Annotated in this window: 20 protein-coding genes and 1 pseudogene; 11 read left to right on the top strand and 10 right to left on the bottom strand. The window is 61.8% G+C overall.

What is annotated here, in order from left to right; genetic code table 11:
- Positions 1-114: 114 nt before the first annotated feature.
- Both E3Z29_RS23850 and E3Z29_RS23845 read right to left on the bottom strand, forming a co-directional pair.
- Positions 115-519, bottom strand: coding sequence for an META domain-containing protein (locus E3Z29_RS23850; RefSeq protein ID WP_098965082.1), 405 nt, complete (start codon positions 517-519; stop codon positions 115-117).
- Positions 519-953, bottom strand: a complete 435-nt coding sequence (locus E3Z29_RS23845; RefSeq protein WP_025112952.1) for a hypothetical protein — start codon at positions 951-953, stop codon at positions 519-521. The genes E3Z29_RS23850 and E3Z29_RS23845 overlap by 1 nt, the downstream gene beginning before the upstream one ends.
- A 133-nt stretch (positions 954-1,086) precedes the next feature.
- On the opposite strand from E3Z29_RS23845, the gene E3Z29_RS23840 reads away from it, so the two are divergent.
- Positions 1,087-1,527 (top strand): hypothetical protein, encoded by a 441-nt coding sequence (locus E3Z29_RS23840; RefSeq protein WP_098965080.1) that lies wholly within the window; start codon positions 1,087-1,089, stop codon positions 1,525-1,527.
- A 12-nt stretch (positions 1,528-1,539) separates the two neighbouring features.
- On the opposite strand, the gene E3Z29_RS23835 is transcribed toward E3Z29_RS23840, so the two are convergent.
- Both E3Z29_RS23835 and E3Z29_RS23830 read right to left on the bottom strand, forming a co-directional pair.
- Entirely contained in the window at positions 1,540-2,529 is a 990-nt protein-coding gene (locus E3Z29_RS23835; RefSeq protein ID WP_134787103.1) for a 2-hydroxyacid dehydrogenase, read from the bottom strand.
- 83 nt (positions 2,530-2,612) lie between these two features.
- Positions 2,613-5,366, bottom strand: coding sequence for a response regulator (locus E3Z29_RS23830; RefSeq protein WP_098968440.1), 2,754 nt, complete (start codon positions 5,364-5,366; stop codon positions 2,613-2,615).
- Positions 5,367-5,583: 217 nt separating this feature from the next.
- Between E3Z29_RS23830 and E3Z29_RS23825 the strand changes: the two genes are divergently transcribed.
- The 7 genes and pseudogenes from E3Z29_RS23825 to E3Z29_RS23795 all read left to right on the top strand — a co-directional run bounded on the left by E3Z29_RS23825 (position 5,584) and on the right by E3Z29_RS23795 (position 14,079).
- The gene (locus E3Z29_RS23825) at positions 5,584-6,306 is read left to right on the top strand and encodes a response regulator transcription factor (RefSeq protein ID WP_134787102.1); all 723 of its coding nucleotides are present in this window, start codon (positions 5,584-5,586) and stop codon (positions 6,304-6,306) included.
- Entirely contained in the window at positions 6,293-7,717 is a 1,425-nt protein-coding gene (locus E3Z29_RS23820) for a sensor histidine kinase (protein ID WP_134787101.1), read from the top strand. The genes E3Z29_RS23825 and E3Z29_RS23820 overlap by 14 nt, the downstream gene beginning before the upstream one ends.
- A 202-nt stretch (positions 7,718-7,919) precedes the next feature.
- On the top strand, positions 7,920-8,822 hold the full coding sequence (gene cysM, locus E3Z29_RS23815; protein ID WP_045122014.1) for a cysteine synthase CysM: 903 nt from the start codon (positions 7,920-7,922) through the stop codon (positions 8,820-8,822).
- Complete coding sequence (rlmD, locus tag E3Z29_RS23810; RefSeq protein ID WP_134787100.1) at positions 8,822-10,198, top strand: 23S rRNA (uracil(1939)-C(5))-methyltransferase RlmD; 1,377 nt, start codon at positions 8,822-8,824, stop codon at positions 10,196-10,198. Before cysM ends, rlmD begins: the two co-directional genes overlap by 1 nt.
- Before the next feature lie 101 nt (positions 10,199-10,299).
- Positions 10,300-12,544, top strand: a pseudogene (gene relA, locus E3Z29_RS23805) (GTP diphosphokinase).
- A 132-nt stretch (positions 12,545-12,676) separates the two neighbouring features.
- Positions 12,677-13,510, top strand: a complete 834-nt coding sequence (gene mazG, locus E3Z29_RS23800; protein WP_134787099.1) for a nucleoside triphosphate pyrophosphohydrolase — start codon at positions 12,677-12,679, stop codon at positions 13,508-13,510.
- 26 nt (positions 13,511-13,536) lie between these two features.
- Positions 13,537-14,079, top strand: coding sequence for a DUF2058 domain-containing protein (locus tag E3Z29_RS23795; protein ID WP_007968960.1), 543 nt, complete (start codon positions 13,537-13,539; stop codon positions 14,077-14,079).
- 146 nt (positions 14,080-14,225) lie between these two features.
- On the opposite strand, the gene E3Z29_RS23790 is transcribed toward E3Z29_RS23795, so the two are convergent.
- The 6 genes from E3Z29_RS23790 to E3Z29_RS23765 all read right to left on the bottom strand — a co-directional run bounded on the left by E3Z29_RS23790 (position 14,226) and on the right by E3Z29_RS23765 (position 21,760).
- A complete protein-coding gene (locus tag E3Z29_RS23790) occupies positions 14,226-14,414 on the bottom strand; it encodes a hypothetical protein (protein ID WP_003227153.1) in 189 nt (62 codons plus the stop codon).
- 392 nt (positions 14,415-14,806) lie between these two features.
- Positions 14,807-16,027, bottom strand: coding sequence for a beta-ketoacyl-ACP synthase I (fabB, locus tag E3Z29_RS23785; RefSeq protein WP_007968959.1), 1,221 nt, complete (start codon positions 16,025-16,027; stop codon positions 14,807-14,809).
- A gap of 11 nt (positions 16,028-16,038) precedes the next feature.
- Complete coding sequence (gene fabA / locus E3Z29_RS23780; protein ID WP_003227150.1) at positions 16,039-16,554, bottom strand: 3-hydroxyacyl-[acyl-carrier-protein] dehydratase FabA; 516 nt, start codon at positions 16,552-16,554, stop codon at positions 16,039-16,041.
- 247 nt (positions 16,555-16,801) lie between these two features.
- Positions 16,802-18,706, bottom strand: coding sequence for a response regulator (locus E3Z29_RS23775; protein WP_134787098.1), 1,905 nt, complete (start codon positions 18,704-18,706; stop codon positions 16,802-16,804).
- Positions 18,703-19,635, bottom strand: coding sequence for an ABC transporter substrate-binding protein (locus tag E3Z29_RS23770; protein ID WP_134787097.1), 933 nt, complete (start codon positions 19,633-19,635; stop codon positions 18,703-18,705). Before E3Z29_RS23770 ends, E3Z29_RS23775 begins: the two co-directional genes overlap by 4 nt.
- 1 nt (position 19,636) lies before the next feature.
- Positions 19,637-21,760 (bottom strand): TonB-dependent siderophore receptor, encoded by a 2,124-nt coding sequence (locus E3Z29_RS23765; RefSeq protein WP_134787096.1) that lies wholly within the window; start codon positions 21,758-21,760, stop codon positions 19,637-19,639.
- 196 nt (positions 21,761-21,956) lie between these two features.
- On the opposite strand from E3Z29_RS23765, the gene E3Z29_RS23760 reads away from it, so the two are divergent.
- From E3Z29_RS23760 to sixA, 3 genes are read left to right on the top strand one after another with little or no spacing between them, the layout of a single operon-like run.
- Positions 21,957-22,982, top strand: coding sequence for an NAD(P)H-dependent glycerol-3-phosphate dehydrogenase (locus E3Z29_RS23760; RefSeq protein ID WP_027612311.1), 1,026 nt, complete (start codon positions 21,957-21,959; stop codon positions 22,980-22,982).
- 18 nt (positions 22,983-23,000) lie between these two features.
- The gene (locus E3Z29_RS23755) at positions 23,001-23,348 is read left to right on the top strand and encodes a DUF4389 domain-containing protein (RefSeq protein WP_007968953.1); all 348 of its coding nucleotides are present in this window, start codon (positions 23,001-23,003) and stop codon (positions 23,346-23,348) included.
- Positions 23,345-23,797 (top strand): phosphohistidine phosphatase SixA, encoded by a 453-nt coding sequence (gene sixA, locus E3Z29_RS23750; RefSeq protein ID WP_134787095.1) that lies wholly within the window; start codon positions 23,345-23,347, stop codon positions 23,795-23,797. The genes E3Z29_RS23755 and sixA overlap by 4 nt, the downstream gene beginning before the upstream one ends.
- The last annotated feature ends 141 nt before the right edge of the window (positions 23,798-23,938 follow it).

The following is a 23,938-nucleotide window of genomic DNA, read 5'->3' as shown; positions in this document are numbered from 1 at the left end:
TCGATTATGGATTCAGCGAAGATCCTTCAAGTCGGCGCACACTTTCAGAACCCCCCAATCAGTTCCCTCTCCCTTTGGGAGAGGGTTAGGGTGAGGGTTTGGCGTTCTTGAGGGTTAACCCTCTTCCAGCCACCAACGCAACGGCTTGCCTTCGGCCGGCCAGAAGCGCATCTGCTCGATCGGCGAGATATCCCAGCGCTCAACGCCTTGCAGCGCCTGCAGGAAGCGTTGTTCCTGCTCCATCAGCGCCGGGGCGCAGAGTTTGCGGGTCTTGCCGATCGGGCCGAAGCTCAGCTTGTCACCCTCGAGGGTGTACGGTGCGAACCAGTGGTTGCAGCCGCCATTGCCATACGCGCGGCCATCGTCACCGAGGGTCACGGTCAGATGGCTGTAATCCATCAATGGCCGCTCGCCGATCCACTCCAGAATGTAGCTGCGATTTTGCTGCAATTGCACAGGCTCTGCGGCGCAGCCCACCAGAGCGGCACCGACCAGCAGCGGCAGGGCAAGGCGTTTCATCACGCAGGCTCCTGGCATTTCGGGCACAGGTGCTTGTCGCCGACGGCTTTCCAGCCCAGCTCGGCGATGCGCGCCGTGGCGGCCGGTTTCTCGGCGGTCTTGCCCAGCTTGGCGTCCACCGCGAACTCGAAGTTCAGCTCTTTGGCGCAGCTGTCGCAGTTGACCTGCCAGGTGTGGATCGCCAGTTCGCCGAATACCGGGCCGGTGGTCATCGCGGTCCATTGGCCCGGCGGATTGATCAGGTGGCGCACGGTGTCGACGGTCAGGCGCATGGACAAGTCCTTGCTGCCTTTGAGGGTGACCAACAGGACGTCACCGTTGCGGATCGAGCCACCGTTGCCGGTGACCTGATAGCGGCCCGGTACGAGGGCGCGGCATTCGGTGAGGGTGTGTTGCGGGTTCATCAGGGTGTAGCGGAAATCGTGTTCGACCATGGGTCCTCCAAATCTGCGCGACATGCTAGCACGGGCTGGATTGCAGGATGGCGTACACGTGCGACCTTCGATCCGGTTCAAATCGTCCGGCGCTCATGGCAAACTGCCGCCCTTCACTCTGAGGGAACGGAACATGGCGCTGATCGAATGTTATGAATGCAAGCGGAGCATCAGCTCGGAAGCAAAGGCGTGCATTCATTGTGGTGCTCCGATGGCGCAGCAGCATGAGCACACACCGGCGCAAGCCGCCGCCGCGACGATTTCATTTGGCAGCCTGCCGCGCAATAAATCCGTGCCCGAGGCGTTTATCCCGCCACCAGCCCCTGAGCCCGCGCCGCGCGTTTCACCGGCGGCGGTCGGTCGCCGCCGCCGGCAACCGGAACCCGCACCTCAACTTCAGCCCAACGCCGACGGTTCGCGTCCGGTGGAAGGCTGGTTGAAGATCATGGTGTTCCTGCTGCCGATGGTCTTTGTCTGGTTCCTGCTGCGTAACGGTCATTCGATGAAGCAGCGCTTTTTCGGTTTTGGCTGGCTGGCGTTGCTGATCCTGGCCTCGTCGCTGTCGCCGAAGTAAACCGGCAAGCCTTCAACCCTCGACCTGGTTCTGCGGTGCACCTGCAGCCCAGGTCGCGATGTTGTGCAGGGTGGTCGCGGCAATCGCGCCCAGCGCTTCATGGGTCAGAAACGCCTGATGCGCGGTGATGATCACGTTCGGGAAGGTCAGCAGCCGCGCCAATACGTCGTCCTGCAACGGCAAGTCGCTGCGATCCTCGAAAAACAGCTGCGCCTCTTCTTCATACACATCCAGTCCCAGATAGCCCAATTGACCGTCCTTCAGGGCGTCGATCAGCGCCGGCGTGTCGACCAGGCCGCCGCGTCCGGTGTTGATCAACATCGCCCCCGGTTGCAGGTGTGCCAGTGACTCGCGGTTGATCAAGTGTTTGCTCTGGGCGTTGAGCGGGCAGTGCAGGCTGATGATCCGCGACCGCGCGAGCAGCTCCGGCAGACTCAGGTAACGGGCGCCCAGCGCCACGATCTCAGGGTTTGGGTACGGGTCGTAGGCCAGCAATTGGCAACCGAAACCGTGCATGATTTTCGCGAACGTCGCGCCGATCTGCCCGGTGCCGACGATGCCCACGGTCTTGCCCACCAGATCGAAACCCGTCAGGCCGTGCAGCGTGAAATCGCCTTCGCGGGTGCGGTTGTAGGCGCGGTGCAGGCGTCGGTTGAGTGCCAGAATCAGCGCCACCGCGTGTTCGGCCACCGCATGTGGCGAGTAGGCCGGTACCCGCACCACGGCCAGCCCGAGGCGTTTTGCCGCGAGCAGATCAACATGGTTGTAGCCCGCCGAGCGCAGGGCGATCAGCCGTGTGCCACCGGCGGCGAGGCGCTCCAGCACCGGCGCACTGAGGTCGTCATTGATGAAGGCGCAGACCACCTCGTGCTGCTCGGCCAGGGCGGCGGTGTCGAGATTGAGCCGGGCCGGTTGAAAGTGCAGTTCTATCCCGGTCGGGCATTCGGCGCCGAGGAAGCTGTCGCGGTCATAGGTCTGGCTGCTGAAAACGAGCGTGCGCATGAATTCCTCCTGGAACGGGGTGGCGAGTCAGCGTTGACGGCCACCACTTTAACGGCGGATGCCGCTGCCGGCATTGCCGTGGATCAGGCGCTGATCCTGGCCTGGGTCGCGAGTCGATTGATCGCCCGCTCCAGTTCTTCCAGCGCCACCACTGCCTTCGGATCGCCCTGTTTGAGCAGGGTTTCACTGCGCTGACAGGCCGCGCGTAACTGCGGCACGCCACAATATCGGGTCGCACCGTGCAGGCGATGCACGCGCTCGATCAGTGCATTCTGATCGCGGGCTTCACTGGCGGCACGAATGGCTTCGCGGTCAGCCTCCAGTGAGGCAAGCAGCATCGCCAGCATGTCGGCTGCCAGATCGGCCTTGCCGGCGGCCAGACGCAAGCCTTCTTCGTGGTCGAGCACCGGCAACTCACTGCCACCCGCCGCGCTGTCGCTGGCCCGTTCCGTTCCTTGATTGCGCAAGGCCAGACCGGTCCACTTCAGCACCACTTGCGCCAGTTGCCGCTCGCTGATCGGCTTGGTCAGATAGTCATCCATGCCGCTTTGCAGCAAGGCGCGTTTTTCGTTGGCCATGGCGTGGGCGGTGAGGGCGACGATCGGCAGCGGTGTGCTATGCCGTTCGCTTTCCCACTGGCGAATGGTTTCGGTGGTCTGGCGTCCGTCCATGCCCGGCATCTGTACGTCCATCAGCACCAGATCGAAGGATTCGCTCTGCACCGCTTTGACTGCTGCGTAGCCGCTTTCCACGGCCAGAACCTTGGCGCCCATGTCTTCGAGCAGAGTCTGCACCAGCAACAGGTTGGCCGGGTTGTCGTCGACGCACAGCACTTTCGGTGCACGGCTCGACAGCGGTTCACCCGGCTCGTTGCGCGGCTGGCGTGGATTGGCCAGATCGGCCAACGCCCGACGCAGTTTGCGCGTGCAGGCCGGTTTCGCCTGGAGCTGGCTGTGCGGGTTGGGCACCGAGAGATGGAACAGCGTCTGTTCGGTGGTCGGGCACAGCACCAACACTTTGCAACCGAGGTGTTCGAGATCCCAGATGTGCTGGTTCAGGCGCTCCGGGAGCATGTCGTTGCTGGTGATGCCGAGCACCGCAAGGTCGATCGCCTGATCGGTCTGATGCGCGCCAGTGACGCCGTTGGTCAGGCTCTCCAGCGTATTGAACGGCGTGACGTCGAGGCCGCAGTCTTCCAGTTGATGCTGCAGCGCCTGACGTGCCAGTTCGTGATTTTCCAGCACCGCCACGCGACGCCCGAGCAGCGGCGGGCCCGGCAGGTCTTCGCTGTCGTCGCGGGTTTTCGGCAGGCTCAGGCTGATCCAGAATTCCGAGCCTTCGCCCGGGGTGCTGTCGACGCCGATTTCGCCACCCATCTGTTCGATCAGACGCTTGGAGATCACCAGACCCAGACCGGTACCGCCGGGTTGGCGCGACAGCGAGTTGTCGGCCTGACTGAACGCTTGGAACAACGCGCGCACGTCCTGACTCGACAGGCCGATGCCGGTGTCCTGAATGCTGATGCGCAACTGCACGCTGTCTTCGTGTTCTTCTTCAAGCATGGCGCGGGCGACGATGGTGCCTTCGCGGGTGAATTTGATCGCGTTGCTGACCAGGTTGGTGAGGATCTGCTTGAGGCGCAGCGGGTCGCCGACCAGTGACAGCGGCGTGTCGCGATAGACCAGACTCACCAGCTCCAACTGCTTTGCGTGGGCGGCCGGGGCCAGGATGGTCAGGGTGTCCTGCAGCAGATCGCGCAGGTTGAACGGGATGTGGTCGAGCACCAGTTTGCCGGCCTCGATCTTCGAGAAATCGAGAATCTCGTTGATGATCCCCAGCAGGCTGTCGGCGGACTTTTCGATGGTGCCCAGATAGTCGAGCTGGCGCGGCGTCAGTTCGCTTTTCTGCAACAGATGCGTGAAACCGAGAATGCCGTTGAGCGGCGTGCGGATCTCATGGCTCATGTTGGCGAGGAACTCGGATTTGATCCGGCTCGCCTCCAGCGCCTCTTTGCGTGCCAGATCCAGTTCGATGTTCTGGATCTCGATGGTTTCCAGATTCTGCCGCACGTCTTCGGTGGCCTGATCGACGCTGTGCTGCAGTTCTTCGCGAGCGTTCTGCAGGGTGCCGGCCATGCGGTTGATGCCCGAGGCGAGCTCGTCCAGTTCCTGACTGCCGAGCGGTGGCAGGCGGGTTTCCAGATGACCGTCCTTGAGCTGGGCAACTGCCTGTTTGATCTGGCTCAGCGGGCGGTTGATGGTGCGGCCCATGCGCAACGCGAGCAGGGCCGCGCCCGCCAGACCGGCGGCAATCAGCAGCAGGCTGGCAAACAGGCTGCGATAACCGCGCAGCAGCATGCCGTTGTGCGACAGCTCCAGTTCGACCCAGCCGAGCAGACGGTCGGATTCTTCGGGGATCAGATCACCAGCGAGGTTGCGATGCTTGCCGAACACCGGCATCAGGTAACGGGTGGCGTCATTGCCGCTGCGCCGTTGCAGTTGTGCACTGTCACCGCTGGGCGCCTGATTGAGCATGGTCGGGCCGGCGTGCGCCAGCGGTGTGCGGTCGGGGGCGAGGAAGGTGACGGCGCGCACGTCAGGTTGTTCGAGGGACTGGGTGGCGATGCGTTCGAGCAGATCGGTGTTGCCGTGGCCCATGGCGGGCGCCACCAGCGGCGCCAGTTGTTCGGCGATCATTTCACCGCGCTGCATCAATTGGGTCTGCAAATCGGACTGTTGCATCCAGGTGAAATAGCCACCGAGCACCAACGCCATCAGGCTGGTGGGCAACAGGGTCAGCAACAACACGCGACCTTTGATTCCCAGTTTCTTGAGCACACCCATCTCCTGCATCCCGCTGAACTGTTGACTCGCACGTGCGTCCGGCACGCGACATTGGCGCAGTGTAGCGATTTGCAGGCGGGCAATCTTCGGAAAAATCATGTCGCCATTGGTCGGCGCGGCCTGGCGCGTTTGTCCGGCCGGTCAAGCTTGGGTTGCCCGATGGCGGGCAATCTTGAATAATCGGCCAACTGAGAATTATTAGCAGATACTCATGACTCCTGTTTCCACCGACCTGCCACGCATTCTCGCCATTGAGGACGACCCGGTGCTGGGCGCCTATGTTCACGAGCATCTGGGCCGCAGCGGCTTTGCGGTGACCTGGTGCCAGAACGGTCAGGAAGGGCTGAACATTGCGCGTCACCAGCCGTTCGACGTGGTGCTGATGGACATTCTGCTGCCGGGGCTCGACGGCCTGAAGGTGCTGACGCAATTGCGCCAGAGCCATTCGACGCCGGTGCTGCTGATGTCGGCGCTGGGCGCCGAGGCCGATCGCATCAGCGGTTTTCGCCTGGGCGCCGATGATTACCTGCCCAAGCCGTTCAGCATGGCCGAGTTGCATGTGCGGATCGAAGCGATCCTGCGCCGGGTGGCGCTGGATCGACGTCCGGCAGCGATTGCCCCGGCTACGATCCACGGCGCGCTGCGCTTCGACGACGAACAATGCGAAGTCTTCTATAACGCAAAAGCCGCCGGTCTGACTCGCAGCGAATACCGTCTGCTGGAAACCCTCAATCGCAACGACGAAGAAGTGCTGAGCAAGGCCTTCCTTTATCAGCATGTGCTGCAACGTGGCTATGCGGCCCACGACCGCAGCCTCGACATGCACATCAGCCAGATCCGCCGCAAACTCAAGGCCATCGGTTACACCGAACGGGAAGTGCGCACGGTGTGGGGCAAGGGTTATGTGCTGAGTGCCACCGATGAAAATCTCTGACCTGCCGGGGCGGCATTCGCTGTTCTGGAAACTGGCGTGTCTGCTGGTAGCGTTCTGTCTGTTGATGATCTGGCTGAGCTGGTCCTGGGGCCGCTACATGGAAGAGCGCAACCAGTATCTCTCCGACGAGGCGCGCGGCACCCTCAGCCGCTATGCCGGCGAAGCCGAGCGGGCGTGGCAGCGCGGTGAGCGTGACGGGGTCGATAACTGGTTGCAGAGCATGGAGCTGCGTGAGGCCGCCTGGGTCGGGGTGATCGACCGCAATCTGCAGTCGTTGAGCAGCGATCCGCTGAATGAACAGGAAATCCAGCACCTGACCTTTTTACGCGGCCTCGACTGGCCGATCCACAAGCAAGGCCGGCCATGGCTGCGCGTACCATTTCCGCAGAATCCGTCCGCCGGCAGTCTGGTAATCGAGTTGCCCGAGCGCTTCCTGCCGGGGAAATACCGGGTGTTCTGGCGGGTGATTACCAATGGTTTGATTCCGGGGCTGTTCACTCTGTTGCTGTGTGTCGGCCTGTATCGCTTGCTGGTGGTGCCGCTGAACAATCTACGCAAGCAGGCCAATGCGTGGCGTGCCGACCAATTGAATGTGCGTCTGTCGAGCGGCATTACCCAGCGCCCGGACGAACTCGGTGAACTGGCGCGGGCCTTCGATTCAATGTCCGAACGCCTGCAATCCACCGTCGCCTTGCAACAGCAATTGCTGCGCGACCTGTCCCATGAACTGCGCACGCCGCTGAGCCGGCTGCGCGTGGCCAGTGAAAGCGAACAGGATCTACGGCAACTGCGCGAGCGCATCGGCCGTGAAGTCGACGGCATGCAACGACTGGTCGAAGACACCCTGCAACTGGCGTGGCTCGACACCGAGCGTGCGCCGCTGCCGGACGAGGCGATCCAGATTCAGGCGCTGTGGGAAATGCTCACCGACAACGCCTGTTATGAAAGCGGCTGGCTGAGCCTGCAATTGCAGTGCGCGGTGCCGGCGTCGTGCTGGGTGCGCGGCAACCTCAATACTTTGGCGCAGGCGCTGGAGAACATTCTGCGCAACGCCATTCGGCATTCGCCCGAGGGCGGCATCGTGCGCCTCGATGGACGGCGTGACGGCGATTACTGGCATTTATGGCTGGAGGATCAGGGCGGCGGGGTGGCCGAGGGCGATCTGCAACGGATCTTCTCGCCCTTCACCCGCCTCGACGGCTCGCGCCCGGGGGATGGCGGGTTTGGGCTGGGGTTGAGCATTGCGAGGAATGCGGTGCAGCGCCAGGGCGGGATGGTGTGGGCGGAGAATGGTGGGGCAGGGTTGCGCTTGAATTTTCGGCTGATTGCCGATGACGGCGGCGTGACGGCTGACGCCTTCGCGAGCAAGCCCGCTCCCACTTTGGATGTGTGTCGTCCGCAGATTGTATAACCAACACCGTCACCCTCCTGTGGGAGCGGGCTTGCTCGCGAAGGGGCCCTTCGATTCACCGCTGAACTCAAAAGTCGCACCACCGGTGCGACATTCATCTGCTTATTCCCAGAAACCATAAGCACCGCACTTTGCGTGATATGGCCTGCGAACGTTTGCCGGTATGATAGGCGCCCCCGCACGTCTGGATTGCGAATACGCCATGACCCTGCAGTACCCAACCATCGCCGATTGCGTCGGCAACACTCCGCTGGTGCGTTTGCAGCGCCTGCCCGGTGCCACCAGCAACACCCTGTTGCTCAAGCTCGAAGGGAACAACCCGGCGGGTTCGGTCAAGGACCGTCCGGCGCTGTCGATGATCACCCGTGCCGAACTGCGCGGGCAGATCCACGCCGGTGACACGCTGATCGAAGCGACCTCGGGCAACACCGGGATTGCGCTGGCCATGGCCGCCGCGATCAAGGGTTACAAGATGATCCTGATCATGCCTGACAACTCCAGCGCCGAGCGCAAGGCGGCGATGACCGCTTACGGTGCCGAGCTGATTCTGGTCAGCCAGGAAGAGGGCATGGAAGGCGCTCGCGATCTCGCCCAGCGGATGGAAGCCGAAGGCCGTGGCAAAGTGCTTGATCAGTTCGCCAACGGCGATAATCCGGAGGCGCACTACACCACCACCGGCCCGGAAATCTGGCGTCAGACCCAGGGCTCCATCACCCATTTCGTCAGTTCGATGGGCACCACCGGCACCATCATGGGTGTCTCGCGCTACTTGAAAGAGCAGAGCGACAGCGTGCAGATCATCGGGCTGCAACCGATGGAAGGCTCGGCCATTCCCGGCATCCGTCGCTGGCCGCAGGAATACCTGCCGAAGATCTATCAGGCTGATCGCGTTGACCGCATCGTCGACATGGCGCAAAGCGAGGCCGAAGACGTCACCCGGCGTCTGGCCCGCGAAGAAGGCATCTTCTGTGGCGTGTCCTCGGGTGGTGCGGTGGCAGCGATGCTGCGCCTGTCCAAAGAAGTTGAAAACGCGGTGATCGTCGCGATCATCTGCGACCGTGGCGACCGTTATCTGTCGACCGGCATTTTCGACGCGCCCAACTGATGGCCAAGCACGAGAGAGGCCTGCGCTTCCAGCCCACCGGCGGCGGCAAGGCCGCGCAAATTCCGACCGGCAAAAAACAGCGCTTGAACATCGAGCGCCTGGCCAATGACGGTCGCGGCATCGCGTTTTTCGAAGGCAAAACCTGGTTCGTCCTCGGCGCCCTTGCCGGTGAAGAGGTCGAGGCGCGGGTACTTGGCGCCCACGGAAAAGTGGTCGAGGCGCGCACCGAGCGCGTGTTCAAGGCCAGCGAATTGCGTCGCCCGGCAGCCTGTCAGCATGCCGGCCGCTGCGGCGGGTGCAGCGTGCAGCATTTGCCCCACACCGAACAGCTTGCCCTGAAACAGCGCATGCTCGCCGAGCAGCTGTCGAAGGTCGCCGGGGTCGCGCCTGACGAATGGGCTGCGCCGTTGACTGGCCCGGAATTCGGCTATCGCCGCCGCGCGCGGATCGCCGTGCGCTGGGACATGAAAGCCAAGCAGCTTGAAGTCGGTTTCCGCGCTGCCGGCAGTCAGGACATCGTCGCCATCAACGAATGCCCGGTGCTGGTACAGCCCTTGCAACCGATCATGACCCGTTTGCCGGAGATGCTCCGTCGTTTGAGCAAACCGCAGGCGCTGGGGCATGTCGAGTTGTTCAGTGGTTCATCGCTGGCGGTGTTGTTGCGACACATGGCGCCACTGTCCGAAGCCGACCTGACGATCCTCAAGGATTTCTGCCAGTTCCATGCAGCGCAACTGTGGTTGCATGGCGAAGGCCAGCCGCAACCGGTGGATGCCACGCAGGCGCTGGGCTATCGCCTGGAGCAGTGGGATCTGGATCTGGCCTGGCGGCCAGGGGATTTCATCCAGGTCAACGCCGGGGTCAACGAGGCGATGGTCGCGCAGGCGCTGGACTGGCTGAAGCCGACCGGTGACGAGCGCGTACTCGACCTGTTCTGCGGTCTGGGCAACTTCGCCTTGCCGCTGGCCAAAAGCGTGCGTGAAGTGGTGGCGGTAGAGGGCGTGCAGACCATGGTCGACCGTGCCGCTGCCAATGCTGCTAGCAACAATTTGCATAACACAAAGTTTTTTCAAGCCGATTTATCCCAGCCTTTGACCGATGCCCAGTGGATCGGAAACGGCTTTTCTGCGGTACTCTTGGACCCACCGCGTGACGGTGCTTTCGAGGTGGTGCGCAAGCTCGCGACCCTGGGTGCCAAACGGTTGGTGTATGTATCGTGCAACCCTGCAACTCTGGCGCGCGATACGGTCGAATTGATCAAGCAGGGCTACCGGTTAAAACGTGCCGGGATTCTCGATATGTTTCCTCAGACGGCACATGTCGAGGCCATGGCGTTATTTGAAGCGAGCCAGGATGGCTCGTCTGAATCCGTCTGACCTGTCCGGGCGGCGCTCGCTTTAGCCCCGCGAGCGCATACGGGCGTTGAGGGTCAGCGATTTGACGCATTGAATCTGCGTCGTAGGGAAGGTAAAGCAGCATGGTACAGGTGAGAGCACACCAGCCGATCAACACTGACGGCAGTATCAATCTCGAGGCTTGGCTCGATCACGCGGTCAGTGTCGACATGGCACTGGATCGCGAAGCCTTGAAAGAAGCCTGCGAGTTCGCTCGCGAGGCCGAACAGCAGTCCAATGCCAAGAAGAATCTGTGGGCCGAAGGCTCCGGCAGTTTCAGCACGGGACTGGAGATCGCCGAGATCCTCGCCGACCTCAAACTCGATCAGGATTCGCTGGTCGCGGCGGTGCTGTATCGCGGCGTCCGCGAAGGTCAGATCGAACTCGCGGCGGTCAGCCAGCGCTTCGGTCCCGTCGTGGCCAAACTGATCGACGGCGTGCAGCGCATGGCGGCAATCAGTGCCAGCCTCAGCCCGCGCCAGTCGATGGTGATGGGCACTCAGGGCCAGGTGGAAAACCTGCGCAAGATGCTGGTGGCGATGGTCGACGACGTTCGTGTCGCGCTGATCAAACTGGCCGAACGTACCTGCGCCATTCGCGCGGTGAAAACCGCTGACGACGAGAAGCGCAACCGCGTCGCCCGGGAAGTCTTCGACATCTATGCGCCGCTCGCGCACCGACTCGGCATCGGTCATATCAAGTGGGAGCTGGAGGACTTGTCCTTCCGTTACCTGGAACCCGATCAATACAAACAGATCGCCAAGCTGCTCCATGAGCGGCGGCTGGACCGTGAGCGGTTCATCAGCGATGTGATGACCCAGCTCAAGGACGAATTGCAGGCCACCGGCGTCGACGCCGACATCAGCGGCCGGGCGAAACACATCTATTCGATCTGGCGCAAAATGCAGCGCAAGGGTCTGGAGTTCAGCCAGATCTACGACGTGCGCGCCGTGCGCGTGCTGGTGCCGGAAATGCGCGACTGCTACACCGCGCTCGGCATCGTCCACACCCTGTGGCGGCACATCCCGAAGGAATTCGACGACTACATCGCCAACCCGAAAGAGAACGGCTACCGCTCGCTGCACACCGCGGTAATCGGTCCGGAAGGCAAGGGTGCTGGAAGTACAGATCCGTACGCACTCGATGCACGAGGAGGCCGAGCTCGGCGTCTGCGCGCACTGGCGCTACAAGGGCACCGACGTCAAATCCGGCTCGAACCACTACGAAGAGAAAATCTCCTGGCTGCGGCAGGTGCTCGAATGGCACGAAGAGCTGGGCGACATCGGTGGTCTGGCCGAACAGCTGCGGGTCGATATCGAACCGGACCGGGTGTACATCTTCACCCCCGACGGCCACGCCATCGATTTGCCGAAGGGGGCGACGCCGCTGGACTTCGCCTACCGCGTGCACACCGAAATCGGGCACAACTGCCGTGGCGCGAAGATCAACGGGCGGATCGTGCCGCTCAACTACAGCCTGCAGACCGGTGAGCAGGTCGAGATCATCACCAGCAAACACGGTACGCCGAGCCGTGACTGGCTGAACCCGAACCTGGGTTACGTCACCACCTCGCGGGCGCGGGCGAAGATCGTTCACTGGTTCAAGTTGCAGGCCCGTGACCAGAACGTCGCGGCCGGTAAAACCCTGATCGAGCGCGAACTCAATCGCCTCGGTCTGCCGGCGGTGGATTTCGACAAGCTGGCCGAAAAGGCCAACATGAAAACCGCCGAAGACATGTTCGCCGCCCTCGGTGCCGGCGACCTGCGTCTGGCGCAACTGGTCAACCTGGCGCAGCAATTGGTCGAGCCGGAGCGTGGCAACGAACAGCTGGAGCTGATTCCGCGCAAGGCCACTGGCTACAAGCCGGGCAAGCGCGGCGACATTCAGATCCAGGGTGTCGGCAACCTGATGACGCAGATGGCCGGCTGCTGCCAGCCGCTGCCGGGCGACGCGATCGTCGGCTACATCACTCAGGGCCGCGGCGTGAGCATTCACCGGCAGGACTGCGCCTCGGTGCTGCAACTGGCCGGGCGCGAGCCGGAGCGGATCATCCAGGTCAGTTGGGGCCCGGTGCCGGTGCTCACCTATCCGGTGGACATCGTCATCCGCGCCTACGACCGTTCCGGTCTGCTGCGTGACGTCTCGCAGGTGCTGCTCAATGAGCGGATCAACGTGCTGGCGGTCAATACCCGCTCGAACAAGGAAGACAACACCGCGCTGATGTCGCTGACCATCGAGATTCCCGGGCTGGATGCGCTGGGGCGCTTGCTGGGGCGGATTTCGCAGTTGCCGAACATCATCGAGACGCGGCGTAACCGTACTCCGTGAAGATGGCTTCGTTCGAAGGTGGGAGCGGGCTTGCTCGCGAAGAGGGCGTGTCAGTCGATATTTGCGCTGAATGACACACCGCATTCGCGAGCAAGCCCGCTCCCACATTGGTTTTGTGTAGAGGCATGACAGATGTATTCACTTGAAGACCTGCTCCACCTGATGAGCCGCCTGCGCGATCCGCAGTTCGGTTGCCCGTGGGACATCAAGCAAACCTACGCGACCATCGTCCCGCATACCCTCGAAGAAGCCTATGAAGTGGCTGACGCCATTGAACGCGGCGACTTCGATCACTTGCAGGGCGAGCTGGGTGATCTGTTGTTTCAGGTGGTCTATTACAGCCAGTTGGCCCGGGAAGAAGGGCGCTTCGAATTTGCCGGAGTGATCGACAGCATCACGCGCAAGCTGATCCGTCGTCATCCGCACGTGTTCCCCACCGGCGATCTGTACGCGCCGCTGGATGTGCCACGGCTGAATGAAGAACAGGTCAAGCAGCGTTGGGAAGAGATCAAGGCCGAAGAACGCGCGGAGAAATCCGCCGTGCCCGAGCAGCTGTCACTGCTCGATGACGTGCCCGCCGCGTTGCCGGCACTGTCGCGTTCGGCCAAGTTGCAAAAGCGCGCCGGGCAGGTCGGCTTCGACTGGCCGGATGCACTGCCGGTGCTGGACAAGGTGCGCGAAGAGCTCGATGAAGTGCTCGAAGCCATGTCCGAAAACGATCCCGACGCGGTGGCTGACGAGATCGGTGATCTGCTGTTTTCCGTGGTCAATCTGGCCCGGCACCTGAAGGTCGATCCGGAAACCGCGCTGCGTGGCGCCAACGCCAAGTTTGAAAGACGTTTCCGTTTTATCGAACAGGCATTGCGCGACACCCGTCGTCCCATGGAAGATTGCACCCTCGAAGAGTTGGACGCCCTGTGGGGTGAAGCCAAACGTCAGGAAAAGAATTTGCCCAGCTGCGGCTGAGCCGTTGCCCAAGTGAGTAAGCATTAATGAGCCTTTCCCTTCGCGACCAGTTGCTCAAAGCAGGTCTGGTCAACCAAAAGCAGGCCAAGCAGGTCAGCAAAGACAAGCAGAAGCAACAGCGTCTGGCCCACAAAGGGCAGGCCGAGCTGGATGATTCGCAGCAGCGCGCCGCTCAGGAAGCCATGGCCGAGAAGGTCAAGCGCGACCAGGAGTTGAACCGTCAGCAGCAGGAGAAAGCCGAGGCCAAGGCCCGTGCCGCGCAGGTCAAGCAGTTGATCGAAGTCTCGCGTCTGCCGAAGCTGACCACCGAGGACTACTACAACTTCGTCGACGACAAGAAGGTCAAGCGCATCTCGGTCAATACGCTGATGCGCAACAAGCTCAGCAGCGGCTCGCTGGCCATCGTGCACCATGCCGGCGGCTACGAAGTGATCCCTCGTGAAGCGGCCCTGAAGATCCAGGAGCGCGACCCGCAACGTATCGTGCAGCTCAACGTGCAGACCGAAGAGGTCAATGCCGAGGACGATCCGTACGCGGCCTATCAGATCCCTGATGACCTGATGTGGTAAACCGATAAAGCTGTAACAACCCAAACTGTGGCGAGGGAGCTTGCTCCCGCTGGACTGCGTAGCAGGCCTCTGCTCTTGAGTTGAAGAGCAGGGCCGCTTCGCGCCCCAGCGGGAGCAAGCTCCCTCGCCACAGGTTCAATATTCGCCTAAGCGGATTTCAGATCCCGTTGCTGTTCTTGCAGTTCGAGTTCGGCCTTGTAGTTGTGGGCATCGATCTCGTTGTGGAACATGCCGACCAGCAAGTCTTGTTGATGCACATCCCAGATCCGTACACCGGCGGCTACGCCTTCGTGGGACATGTGTGAATCGTCGCGTTCAGTTACTTTTACAGTCATCTGCTAGCTCCAAATCTCAAGTTATCTGCAGCAAGGCGTGTGCAGGACTCTTTTATATGATTTGTTAGCTTGCTAAGTAAACGTTTGATTTGCGCAAGGTGTTGTTGCGGTTTTTGCAACAGTGCTGCAGCCCGCGTAATCCGCGACATTCGGTCGCAGGGTGCAAGGTTTCATGACAGAAGTTTCATTTTCAGGCGCACTGATATCCCCTGTGGGAGCAGGCTTGCTCGCGAAAGCGGAGTGTCAGTCGCCACCTTCATACCTGAGCCAGCGCTTTCGCGAGCAAGCCCACTCCCACAAGGGAAAGCGGAGTGCCTGGCGACTTTCTCCAGACGAAAAAAAACGCCCCGAACCAGTCGGGGCGTTTTCATGTGTGGCTCAGCAGCGGGGGCTTATTTGCCTTCCCAGCGCTTCAGCACCAGCGTGGCGTTGGTGCCGCCGAAGCCGAAGCTGTTGCTCATCACGGTGTTGATGGTGGCGTTCTCGCGGGTCTTGGTCAGCACCGGCAGATCGGCCACTTCAGGGTCTAGCTCGTCGATGTTGGCGGAACCGGCGATGAAGTTGCCTTCCATCATCAGCATGCAGTAGATCGCTTCGTGAACGCCGGCGGCGCCCAGGGAGTGACCGGACAGGCTCTTGGTCGAGCTGATCGCTGGAGCCTTGTCGCCGAACACTTCACGCACACCTTTCATTTCCGCGACGTCGCCGACCGGAGTCGAGGTGCCGTGGGTGTTCAGGTAGTCGATTGGGGTGTCGACGGTGGACATTGCCATCTGCATGCAGCGGATCGCGCCTTCGCCACTTGGGGCAACCATGTCGTAGCCGTCGGACGTTGCGCCGTAGCCAACGATTTCAGCGTAGATCTTGGCGCCACGGGCTAGAGCGTGTTCCAGCTCTTCAACCACGACCATGCCGCCACCGCCAGCGATGACGAAACCGTCACGGTCGGCGTCGTAGGCGCGGGAGGCTTGTTCCGGGGTGTCGTTACGCTTGCTGGACAGGGCGCCCATCGCGTCGAACAGGAACGACTGGCTCCAGTGCTCTTCTTCACCGCCACCGGCGAAGACGATGTCCTGCTTGCCCATCTGGATCTGTTCCATGGCGGTACCGATGCAGTGAGCACTGGTGGCGCAGGCAGAAGCGATGGAGTAGTTCAGGCCCTTGATCTTGAACGGCGTGGCCAGGCACGCGGAAACGGTGCTGCTCATGGTCCGCGTTACACGGTATGGGCCAACGCGTTTCACGCCTTTCTCGCGCAGGATGTCCAGCGCTTCCATCTGGTTCAGAGTCGACGCGCCGCCCGAGCCGGCGATCAGGCCGGTACGCGGGTTGGACACTTGCTCTTCGGTCAGGCCGGAGTCAGTGATCGCGTCTTTCATGGCCAGGTAGGCGTAAGCCGCTGCGTGGCCGACGAAACGATAGATCTTGCGATCGATCAGTTCTTCAAGGTTGAGGTCGATGGAGCCGGAAACCTGGCTACGCAGACCCATTTCAGCATATTCCGGGTTGAACCGGATGCCAGGGCGGCTTGCACGCAGGTTAGCGGAGACGGTCTCTTTGTCATTGCCCAGGCACGAAACAATGCCCAGACCAGTGATAACGACGCGGCGCATGCGAATAACCCTTAGAAGTTGTCAGTGGAGGTGAACACGCCGACGCGAAGGCCTTCGGCGGTGTAGATTTCGCGACCGTCGACAGTCACCGAACCGTCGGCGATGGCCAGGTTCAGCTTGCCCTTGAGGACGCGTTTGATATGAATGTTGTAGGTGACTTTCTTGGCGGTCGGCAGGACCTGGCCGAAGAATTTCACTTCGCCCGAACCCAGCGCACGGCCACGGCCCGGCAGGCCTTGCCAGCCCAGGAAGAAGCCGACCAGTTGCCACATGGCGTCCAGACCCAGGCAGCCCGGCATCACCGGATCGCCCTCGAAGTGGCACGCGAAGAACCACAGGTCAGGGTTGATATCCAGCTCGGCGACCAATTCACCTTTGCCGTACTTGCCGCCTTCTTCGCTGATCAGGGTGATGCGATCCACCATCAGCATGTTCGGGGCGGGCAGTTGCGCGTTACCTGGGCCGAACAGCTCACCGCGACTGCAGCGCAGCAGGTCTTCCCGAGTAAAGGCGTTTTGTTTGGTCATGCGAGCTCCTCAATAATCCCATGCGGCAGGTGGGGCAAATCTTCCCGGCCGATCGACGCGTTCATGCCTCGTACCGGCAGCCTACTCATAGACTATTGCGTTGTGGTGAAAGTCACAGCACCAAGGACATGAATGTACACTTGTGCACTGAAATTTTTATTCAAGCCTCTTTTGAGGCTCGTTCGGGTGCCTAAGACTGCCGCACTTTCGCTTTTCACGCCAGTCGCAGATGGTCGAAAAACCGTCACTACTGCACCCAGCGCTGCAGAATCTGTTGTAGGTCATTGCGTTTGAACGGCTTGGCCAGATAATCGTTCATGCCCGCCGAAAGGCAAGTTTCGCGGTCGCCCTGCAACGCGTTGGCGGTCAGCGCGATGATCGGTACCTCGCGGCGTCCGGGCAGTTGGCGGATCTGCCGGGTCGCCTCGTAGCCGTCGATGATCGGCAGGCGGCAGTCCATCAGAATCACTTCGAAATCATTGCCTTCGGCGCTGCGCACCGCTTGCGCGCCATCGGTAGCGACGCTGACAGTAAAGCCGAGGCTGCGCAGCATGGCTTCGATGACCGTCTGGTTGACCGGGTTGTCCTCCACCAGCAACACATTGCGCCCCTCACCATGCCCGTTGCCATTGGCTGCACGCGGTGCCGCCAGTTGCGGCAACGTCTGCTTATATAAGGCCAGCGGGATTTCCAGGGTGAACACCGACCCCAGGCCTTCTTCGCTTTGGGCGCGCAACGTCCCGCCCATGCGTTCGGCCAGGGTGCGGGCGATCGGCAAGCCGAGGCCGGTGCCGCCATAGCGCCGGGAAATCGAACTGTCGGCCTGCTGGAACGCATTGAACATCAACTCCAGGCTTTCCGAGGAGATACCGATGCCACTGTCGCGCACCGAACAGGTGAACCACAGCAACTCGTGATCCAGCGACTGCCACTGTGCCTCGATGCTGACCCGGCCACGCTCGGTGAACTTCAACGCGTTGCCCACCAGATTGACCAGAATCTGCCGGATCCGCGTCGGGTCGCCCTGCACCTGCAAGGCGCGCATGTCCTCGGGGATCCGCAGATTCAGGTCCAGGCCACGCTGCACCGCGCTGTGCTGGAACGACTGGGCGCAAGCGCCGATCAGGTCGGCGAGGTTGAATGGAATGTGCTCAAGCTCCAGTTCCGAGCGTTCGATCCGCGAGAAGTCGAGAATGTCGTTGATGACTTTCAGCAGGTGTTCGGTGGACTCGGAAGCCAGCGCCGCGTACTCGATCTGCTCCTCGGTCATGTCGGTGGTTTCCAGCAACTGCAACATGCCCAGCACTCCGTTCATCGGGGTGCGCAATTCATGGCTCATCATCGCCAGAAAATCGGATTTGGCGTTGTTGGCCTTTTCCGCTTCTTCACGGGTCTGGATCAGTTGCGCCATCGCTTGATGCTGTTCGCGGCTGGCCTGCTCCAGTGCCTGGGCGAGGTTGTTGATGTGCTGCGACAGGGCGCCCAACTCGGTGTCATCGACGATCGGCAGTGGGGTCTTGTAATCGCCTTGCTGAATCGCCTTGACCGCGTTGCCGATATCGCGGATCGGCGCCGACAGACTGCCGGCCAGACGCCGCGCCAGAACAAAGGTGAAGAGCAGGGCGAACAACGCCAGAATCCCGGCCTTGAGCAGAATTTCCTGTTGGCGCTGACTGAAGGCATCGTTGGACAGACCGACAATCACCCGGCCCAGATAGTCCTCGCTGGTCACATTGTTGCTGGCTTTGGCGTCGTGGAAAAAATCGCTGTTGAGGGCGATCCGTTGCAGGCGCACCGGGGCCTGGAACACCTCCACCTGATGCGGGCGGTTGTGCGCGTCGGCGGCTTGTTCAACGTAGGCAAGAATCCGGTTGGCGCTGTCCTGCACTTCCAGAAAGCGCACGTTCGGTGTGGCCAGGGTCGCTTTGAGCAGGCTTTCCAGCACTTCGTTGTTGCCGGAAATCACCCCGTACTCGGTGGCGGGCGCCAGTTGGTTGGCGATCAGTTGCCCGGTGTGATTGAGCTCCTGCCGTAAATCCTGAATCCGCACGAAGGTAAAGAAACTGATCAGCAGCAGCGTGAGCAGCAGGGCCGGGCCGAGGCTGATCAATTGCGTGCGGGTGTTGATGTCCCAGCGGCGACGCAGATTCATGGGTGGCTTTCTCCTTCAGCCAACTGGCGGGCAACAGACGCTTCATCGATTGGCTCGATACCGAGGGAACGAGCGACCTGCACATTACTTGAGACCTTGAAACGATCGGGGTAGAGCGTGCGCGGCCACGTCGCCGGCGGGCGATCAAGTAACCGGTCAAGGATCGCCAGCCAGTCGGGCTGATCGCTGTAAGTGCTGGCGAGGCTGCCGGCCCGCACGAACGCCGCGTTCGGCCCGACCAGCGCCACTTGCCGGGAGTAACTGCTGAGCAACAGGTTTTTCGCGGTTTTCGGGTTGTACAGATCGGGATCGTCGAGGCCCAGCAGCACGTCACTGTTTCTCAGCACGCTTTGTAACGGGCGACTGTCCTGGGTGTTGTCCCAACGCTGGCTGACGATTTGCAGATTCAGCGGCGCTGCTGCCTGGTGCAGCTCCTTGAGCAGGAATTCGCTGTGCTGGTCGAACAGCACGCCGACCCGCCGCACCTGCGGCAGAATCCGTCGAATCAGTTGCAGTTGCCGCCCCAGCGGTGGATCGCTCCATAGCAGACTCAAGTGCGGCGGTTGTGCGCCACCCAAGCGTTGCCGCGCTTGCAATCGGCTGATGCGCAACACCAGCGTCGCCGGGCCCTGGGGCTCCTGCAGGCGCCAGTCGAGGCTGGGCAGGTCGAGCAGAATCATCCGCAGATTGCTCGGCAACTTGCCCGGCGCCGGCAGGCTGGCCAGCGGCTGGAACCGCACGTTGTCGGTAGGACGCAGCTCGCTCAGGGCCTGGACGAAGGCTTGCACCCCGGGGCTTTCTTCGGCGCCGGTCAACAGAATATCGGCGGCTTGCACCGCCACGCCGTGTAGCCACGCGGTCAAAAACAGACAGACACCCGCCAGCCAGTGGCCAAGGGTTGGCGTCTTGTTTGCCGTGGCGTAGCGCACCCTAGAACTCCAGCTCGGCGCTGAAGTACAGCACCCGGCGTTCGTCGTAATTGTTGTCGACGAAAGTGGTCGGTTCATTGTCGAGCCGCTGCTGCAGCACGCCGGCCAGTTGCAGTTGTGCCTTGCCCAGCGGGATGCGTTTGGCGATGCGCGTGTCGACGCGCTCGAAGCGGTAGCCGTTGAGCGCGTTGTCGCCGTAATAGAACAGCGCGCTGTTCCAGCCGTGGCCCCAATCACGCAGCCAGCCGGCAGAACCGCTGTTGCGCGAGGTGAATTGCTGATCCAGCGGATTGCTCGCTTCGGCGTCGACGAAAGCGTAAGTGAAGCGCAGGCGATCGATCATGCTCAGGCGCCAGTCGAGCTGGGTTTCGGTGCCGCGAAAGCGTGAGCTGTTGGCGTTGCTGGCGATGTACTGGTTGTTGCGCAGCGGCTCGCTGATCATCCCGGTGATTTCGTCGTAGAACAGCTTCACGTCCACGGCCAGCCCTAGCTCGGCGAAATAGCCGTTGTAGCCCAGTTCGCGCGAGCGCATGTGTTCCTGATCGAGATTGCCCGGGCCACGGGTCTTGACGAAGTAGCGCGCCGAGGACTGACCGTAGGCCGAGGGCCGCAGGTTGCTCACCTGATAGCTCCAGTTGACGTTGTTCTCGAACATGTCCGGCGAACGGATCGCCTCCGAATACACCGCGCGCAGGCCATGGCGCGGGTTGATCAGGTAGTTGACGGCGAATAGCGGCGTCAGCGAACTGCCGATCAATTGGGTGTTTTCGAACATGGCGCCACCCTGCAACAGCCAGTGTTCACTGGCGCGCCACTCCAGTTGGCCGAACGCGCGCCAGGTGGTGTCGTCCAGCGTGCCGTTGAAGTAGGTCTCGGAGTCGGCCCGGTCGTAACGATAGTTCAGGCCGCTGACCAGCCGCAGACTGTCGGACAGGCTGAGGGTGTCCTGCAATTCGAGATCGTAGCGCGACTCGCGGGCGCTTTGATCGATGTCTCCGCACAAGGTCTGGCTGGCACCGTTGCGCCACTGATCCAGCACCTGATTGGCCAGGGCCATTTCCTGCGGGGTACCCGGCGCGGCGCCAGGGCCGGTGAAGCGGGTGATATTGCGTGCGAGGCGTTCGGTGTAGTTCGGGTTGAGCTGCCACAGCTGGGTCAGTTGCGGGCTGAACGACACTTCGGCATCGCAAGCGCGCCACACTTGCTGGCGATCCCAGTGCTGGGCCGAACCCTGTATATAAAGGCTGTGTTCGGGATTGATGTCGAGATTCCAGCGCACCGAGCCGGCGTAATCCTTGGCGATCACGTCGGAATTGTTCCCGGCAGCGGTAATCCCCGAGAACACCGGGCGGTAGGTGTAGGGCCGCTGGTTGCTGCCGTCCTTCGCGTTGATCTGCCAGTCGAGGCTCTGATTGTCGCTCAGGGTCTGGCTGACGGCGAGGCTGAAGCGGTTCAAGCGGCGGCTGTCACGGTAATCGGCGCCGGTACGGTCGCTGTCGAAGCCATCGTCTTCCTGGCCGGACAGCGACAAACGCAGGTCGCCGCCATTCCACCCCGTGCCCTGGCTGGCATAGAAGTCGTTGATGCCGCGCTGGCCTCGGGTGACCTTCAGGCGCGTGCCGTGGCTGTCCGCCGGGTTGCGGGTGATGATGTTGACCACCGCCATCAGCGCGTTGGCGCCGTAGCTGACGGTGTTCGGCCCACGGAAAACCTCGATGCGCTCGATGTCTTCCATGGCCACCGGAATGTCACTCCAGTCCACCGTGGCCAGGCCTGCGCGGTACACCGAGCGGCCATCGATCAGCACCTGCATGCGCCGCGCTTCGCTGGCGTTGGTTCCGTGATAGTTGACCGCCGCCTGATTGCCGCTGATGTTGCCGACCATCATCCCCGGCACCAGTCGCAGCAACTCGCTGATGTCCCGCGCGCCACTGGCACTGATCAGCTCACTGTCGATGACGGTCATGCTCCCCGGCACTTCCGCCGGCGTCTGTTTCAGGCGCGTGGCCGTCAGCACCTGCGGCAGCGTTTCGCTGTCGACAAACAGGTCGTCCGCCTGCAACACCGGGCTGAACAGCAGCGCCAGCAGCAGTGACGAACGCGAGGGGGGAGAGCCAAAAGACACGGCACGGCCTTGATCGCAAAGAATTGGCGCGCATGTTAACCGAGGACAGTGACTTTTCCAGTCACGATGCGGGCATTTTCCTCGGCTTTATTGGTCTTCTTCCTACAAGTGTCGGTAATTGACGCAGGGGCTGGCCGCGCTCCGGTCGCCCCGTATAATGCCGGCATCGCCACTGGTATGGATTAACGGATTGCATATGACTGAACAGCGCCCGATTGCGGTCCTGGGAGGCGGAAGTTTTGGTACCGCCGTGGCCAATCTATTGGCCGAGAACGGCCATCAAGTCCGGCAGTGGATGCGTGACCCCGAGCAGGCCGAGGCCATCCGGGTCAACCGCGAGAATCCGCGTTACCTCAAAGGCATCAAGATTCTGCCGGGAGTGACTGCGGTCACTGACCTGCAGGCCACCCTCGACGCCTGCGAGCTGTGCTTCGTCGCGCTGCCCTCGAGCGCATTGCGCACGGTGCTGGCCGCCCACGCCGAGCGCCTGAGCGGCAAGATGCTGGTCAGCCTGACCAAGGGCATCGAAGCCCACACCTTCAAACTGATGAGCCAGATCCTCGAAGAGATCGCCCCGCAGGCGCGCATCGGCGTGCTGTCCGGGCCGAACCTTGCGCGGGAGATCGCTGAACACGCGCTGACCGCCACCGTGGTCGCCAGCGAAGACGAAGAACTCTGCAAAGCGGTACAGGCTGCGTTGCATGGTCGCACCTTCCGCGTTTACGCCAGTGCTGACCGTTTCGGCGTCGAGCTGGGTGGGGCGTTGAAAAACGTTTACGCGATCATCGCCGGCATGGCGGTGGCGCTGGAGATGGGCGAGAACACCAAGAGCATGCTGATCACTCGCGCCCTGGCCGAGATGACCCGGTTCGCGGTGAACCAGGGTGCCAACCCGATGACCTTCCTCGGTCTGGCCGGGGTCGGTGATCTGATCGTCACCTGCTCGTCGCCGAAGAGCCGCAACTACCAGGTCGGGTTTGCTCTCGGTCAGGGCTTGAGCCTTGATGAAGCGGTGTCGCGTCTGGGCGAAGTCGCCGAAGGCGTGAACACCCTGAAGGTGCTCAAGGCCAAGTCCCAGGAGGTTGGCGTGTACATGCCGCTGGTCGCCGGGCTGCATGCGATTCTGTTTGAAGGACGCACGCTGGAGCAGGTGATCGGTCTACTGATGCGTGCCGAACCGAAAACCGACGTCGACTTTATTTCCACCAGCGGTTTCAACTGATTCAACAGGAAGCGAGCCATGAACGATCCGAAAACCGAAGCCAAGTACGAATCCATTCTCCTGCGGGTGCTGTGGATGATCGTCTACGTGCTGGTCTGGCAAGTGGCGCAGTTCATCCTCGGCGCCGTGGTGCTGGTGCAACTGATCTATCGTTTGATTTACGGCGCGCCGAGCGCCAGCCTGATGAATTTCGGCGACAGCCTGAGCCAGTTCCTCGCGCAGATCGGCCGCTTCGGCAGCTTTCACAGCGACCAGAAACCCTGGCCGTTTGCCGACTGGCCAACCCCGCGTGCCCCGGAAGGCGAAGCACCGCACGCCGTGCCGCCAGCGCCGCATCCGGCCCGCGATGAGGAACCCAAGCTATGAAACTCTGGGTGTTGCGTCACGGCGAGGCGGTGCCTTACGGCTCGTGCCCTGACTCCGAGCGGGCGTTGACCGAACACGGTCGCAAAGAAGCGTTGAGCAGCGCCGCGCAATTGATCGGCCAGCCACTGACGGCGATCTACGCCAGCCCTTATCTGCGCGCGCAACAGACCGCACAGATTGTCCGCGAGGCGCTGGGGTTCGAGCCGGAGATCCGCACGGTCGGCTGGCTGACGCCGGAGAGCGATCCGGACAAGGTAGCCGATCAACTGGTGTCGGTGAGCGATGTGCTGCTGGTCAGTCACAACCCGTTGGTGGGCAATCTGCTGAGCTATCTGCAGCATGGCGCCGGATATCCGCCGGAGAAGGTCGGTACGGCGGGGTTGGCCGAGCTGGAAAGCCCTGAGCTGCTGATCGGCTCGATGACCCTCAACAGTCTCAAGCACCCCTGACGCTGATTCCTTGTGGGAGCGGGCTTGCTCGCGAATGCGCTGTGTCAGTCACTGTAAATGTCACTGATAGACCGCATTCGCGAGCAAGCCCGCTCCCACAGGGCCCTCATTTTCAGTTGAAATTATTTGTTTGAATTTTCC

Origin of the sequence: Pseudomonas sp. S150 (genome assembly GCF_004526365.1) — a bacterium.
Taxonomy (GTDB): Bacteria; Pseudomonadota; Gammaproteobacteria; order Pseudomonadales; family Pseudomonadaceae; genus Aquipseudomonas; species Aquipseudomonas putida_A.
This window is presented reverse-complemented; position numbering and strand designations above follow the sequence as displayed.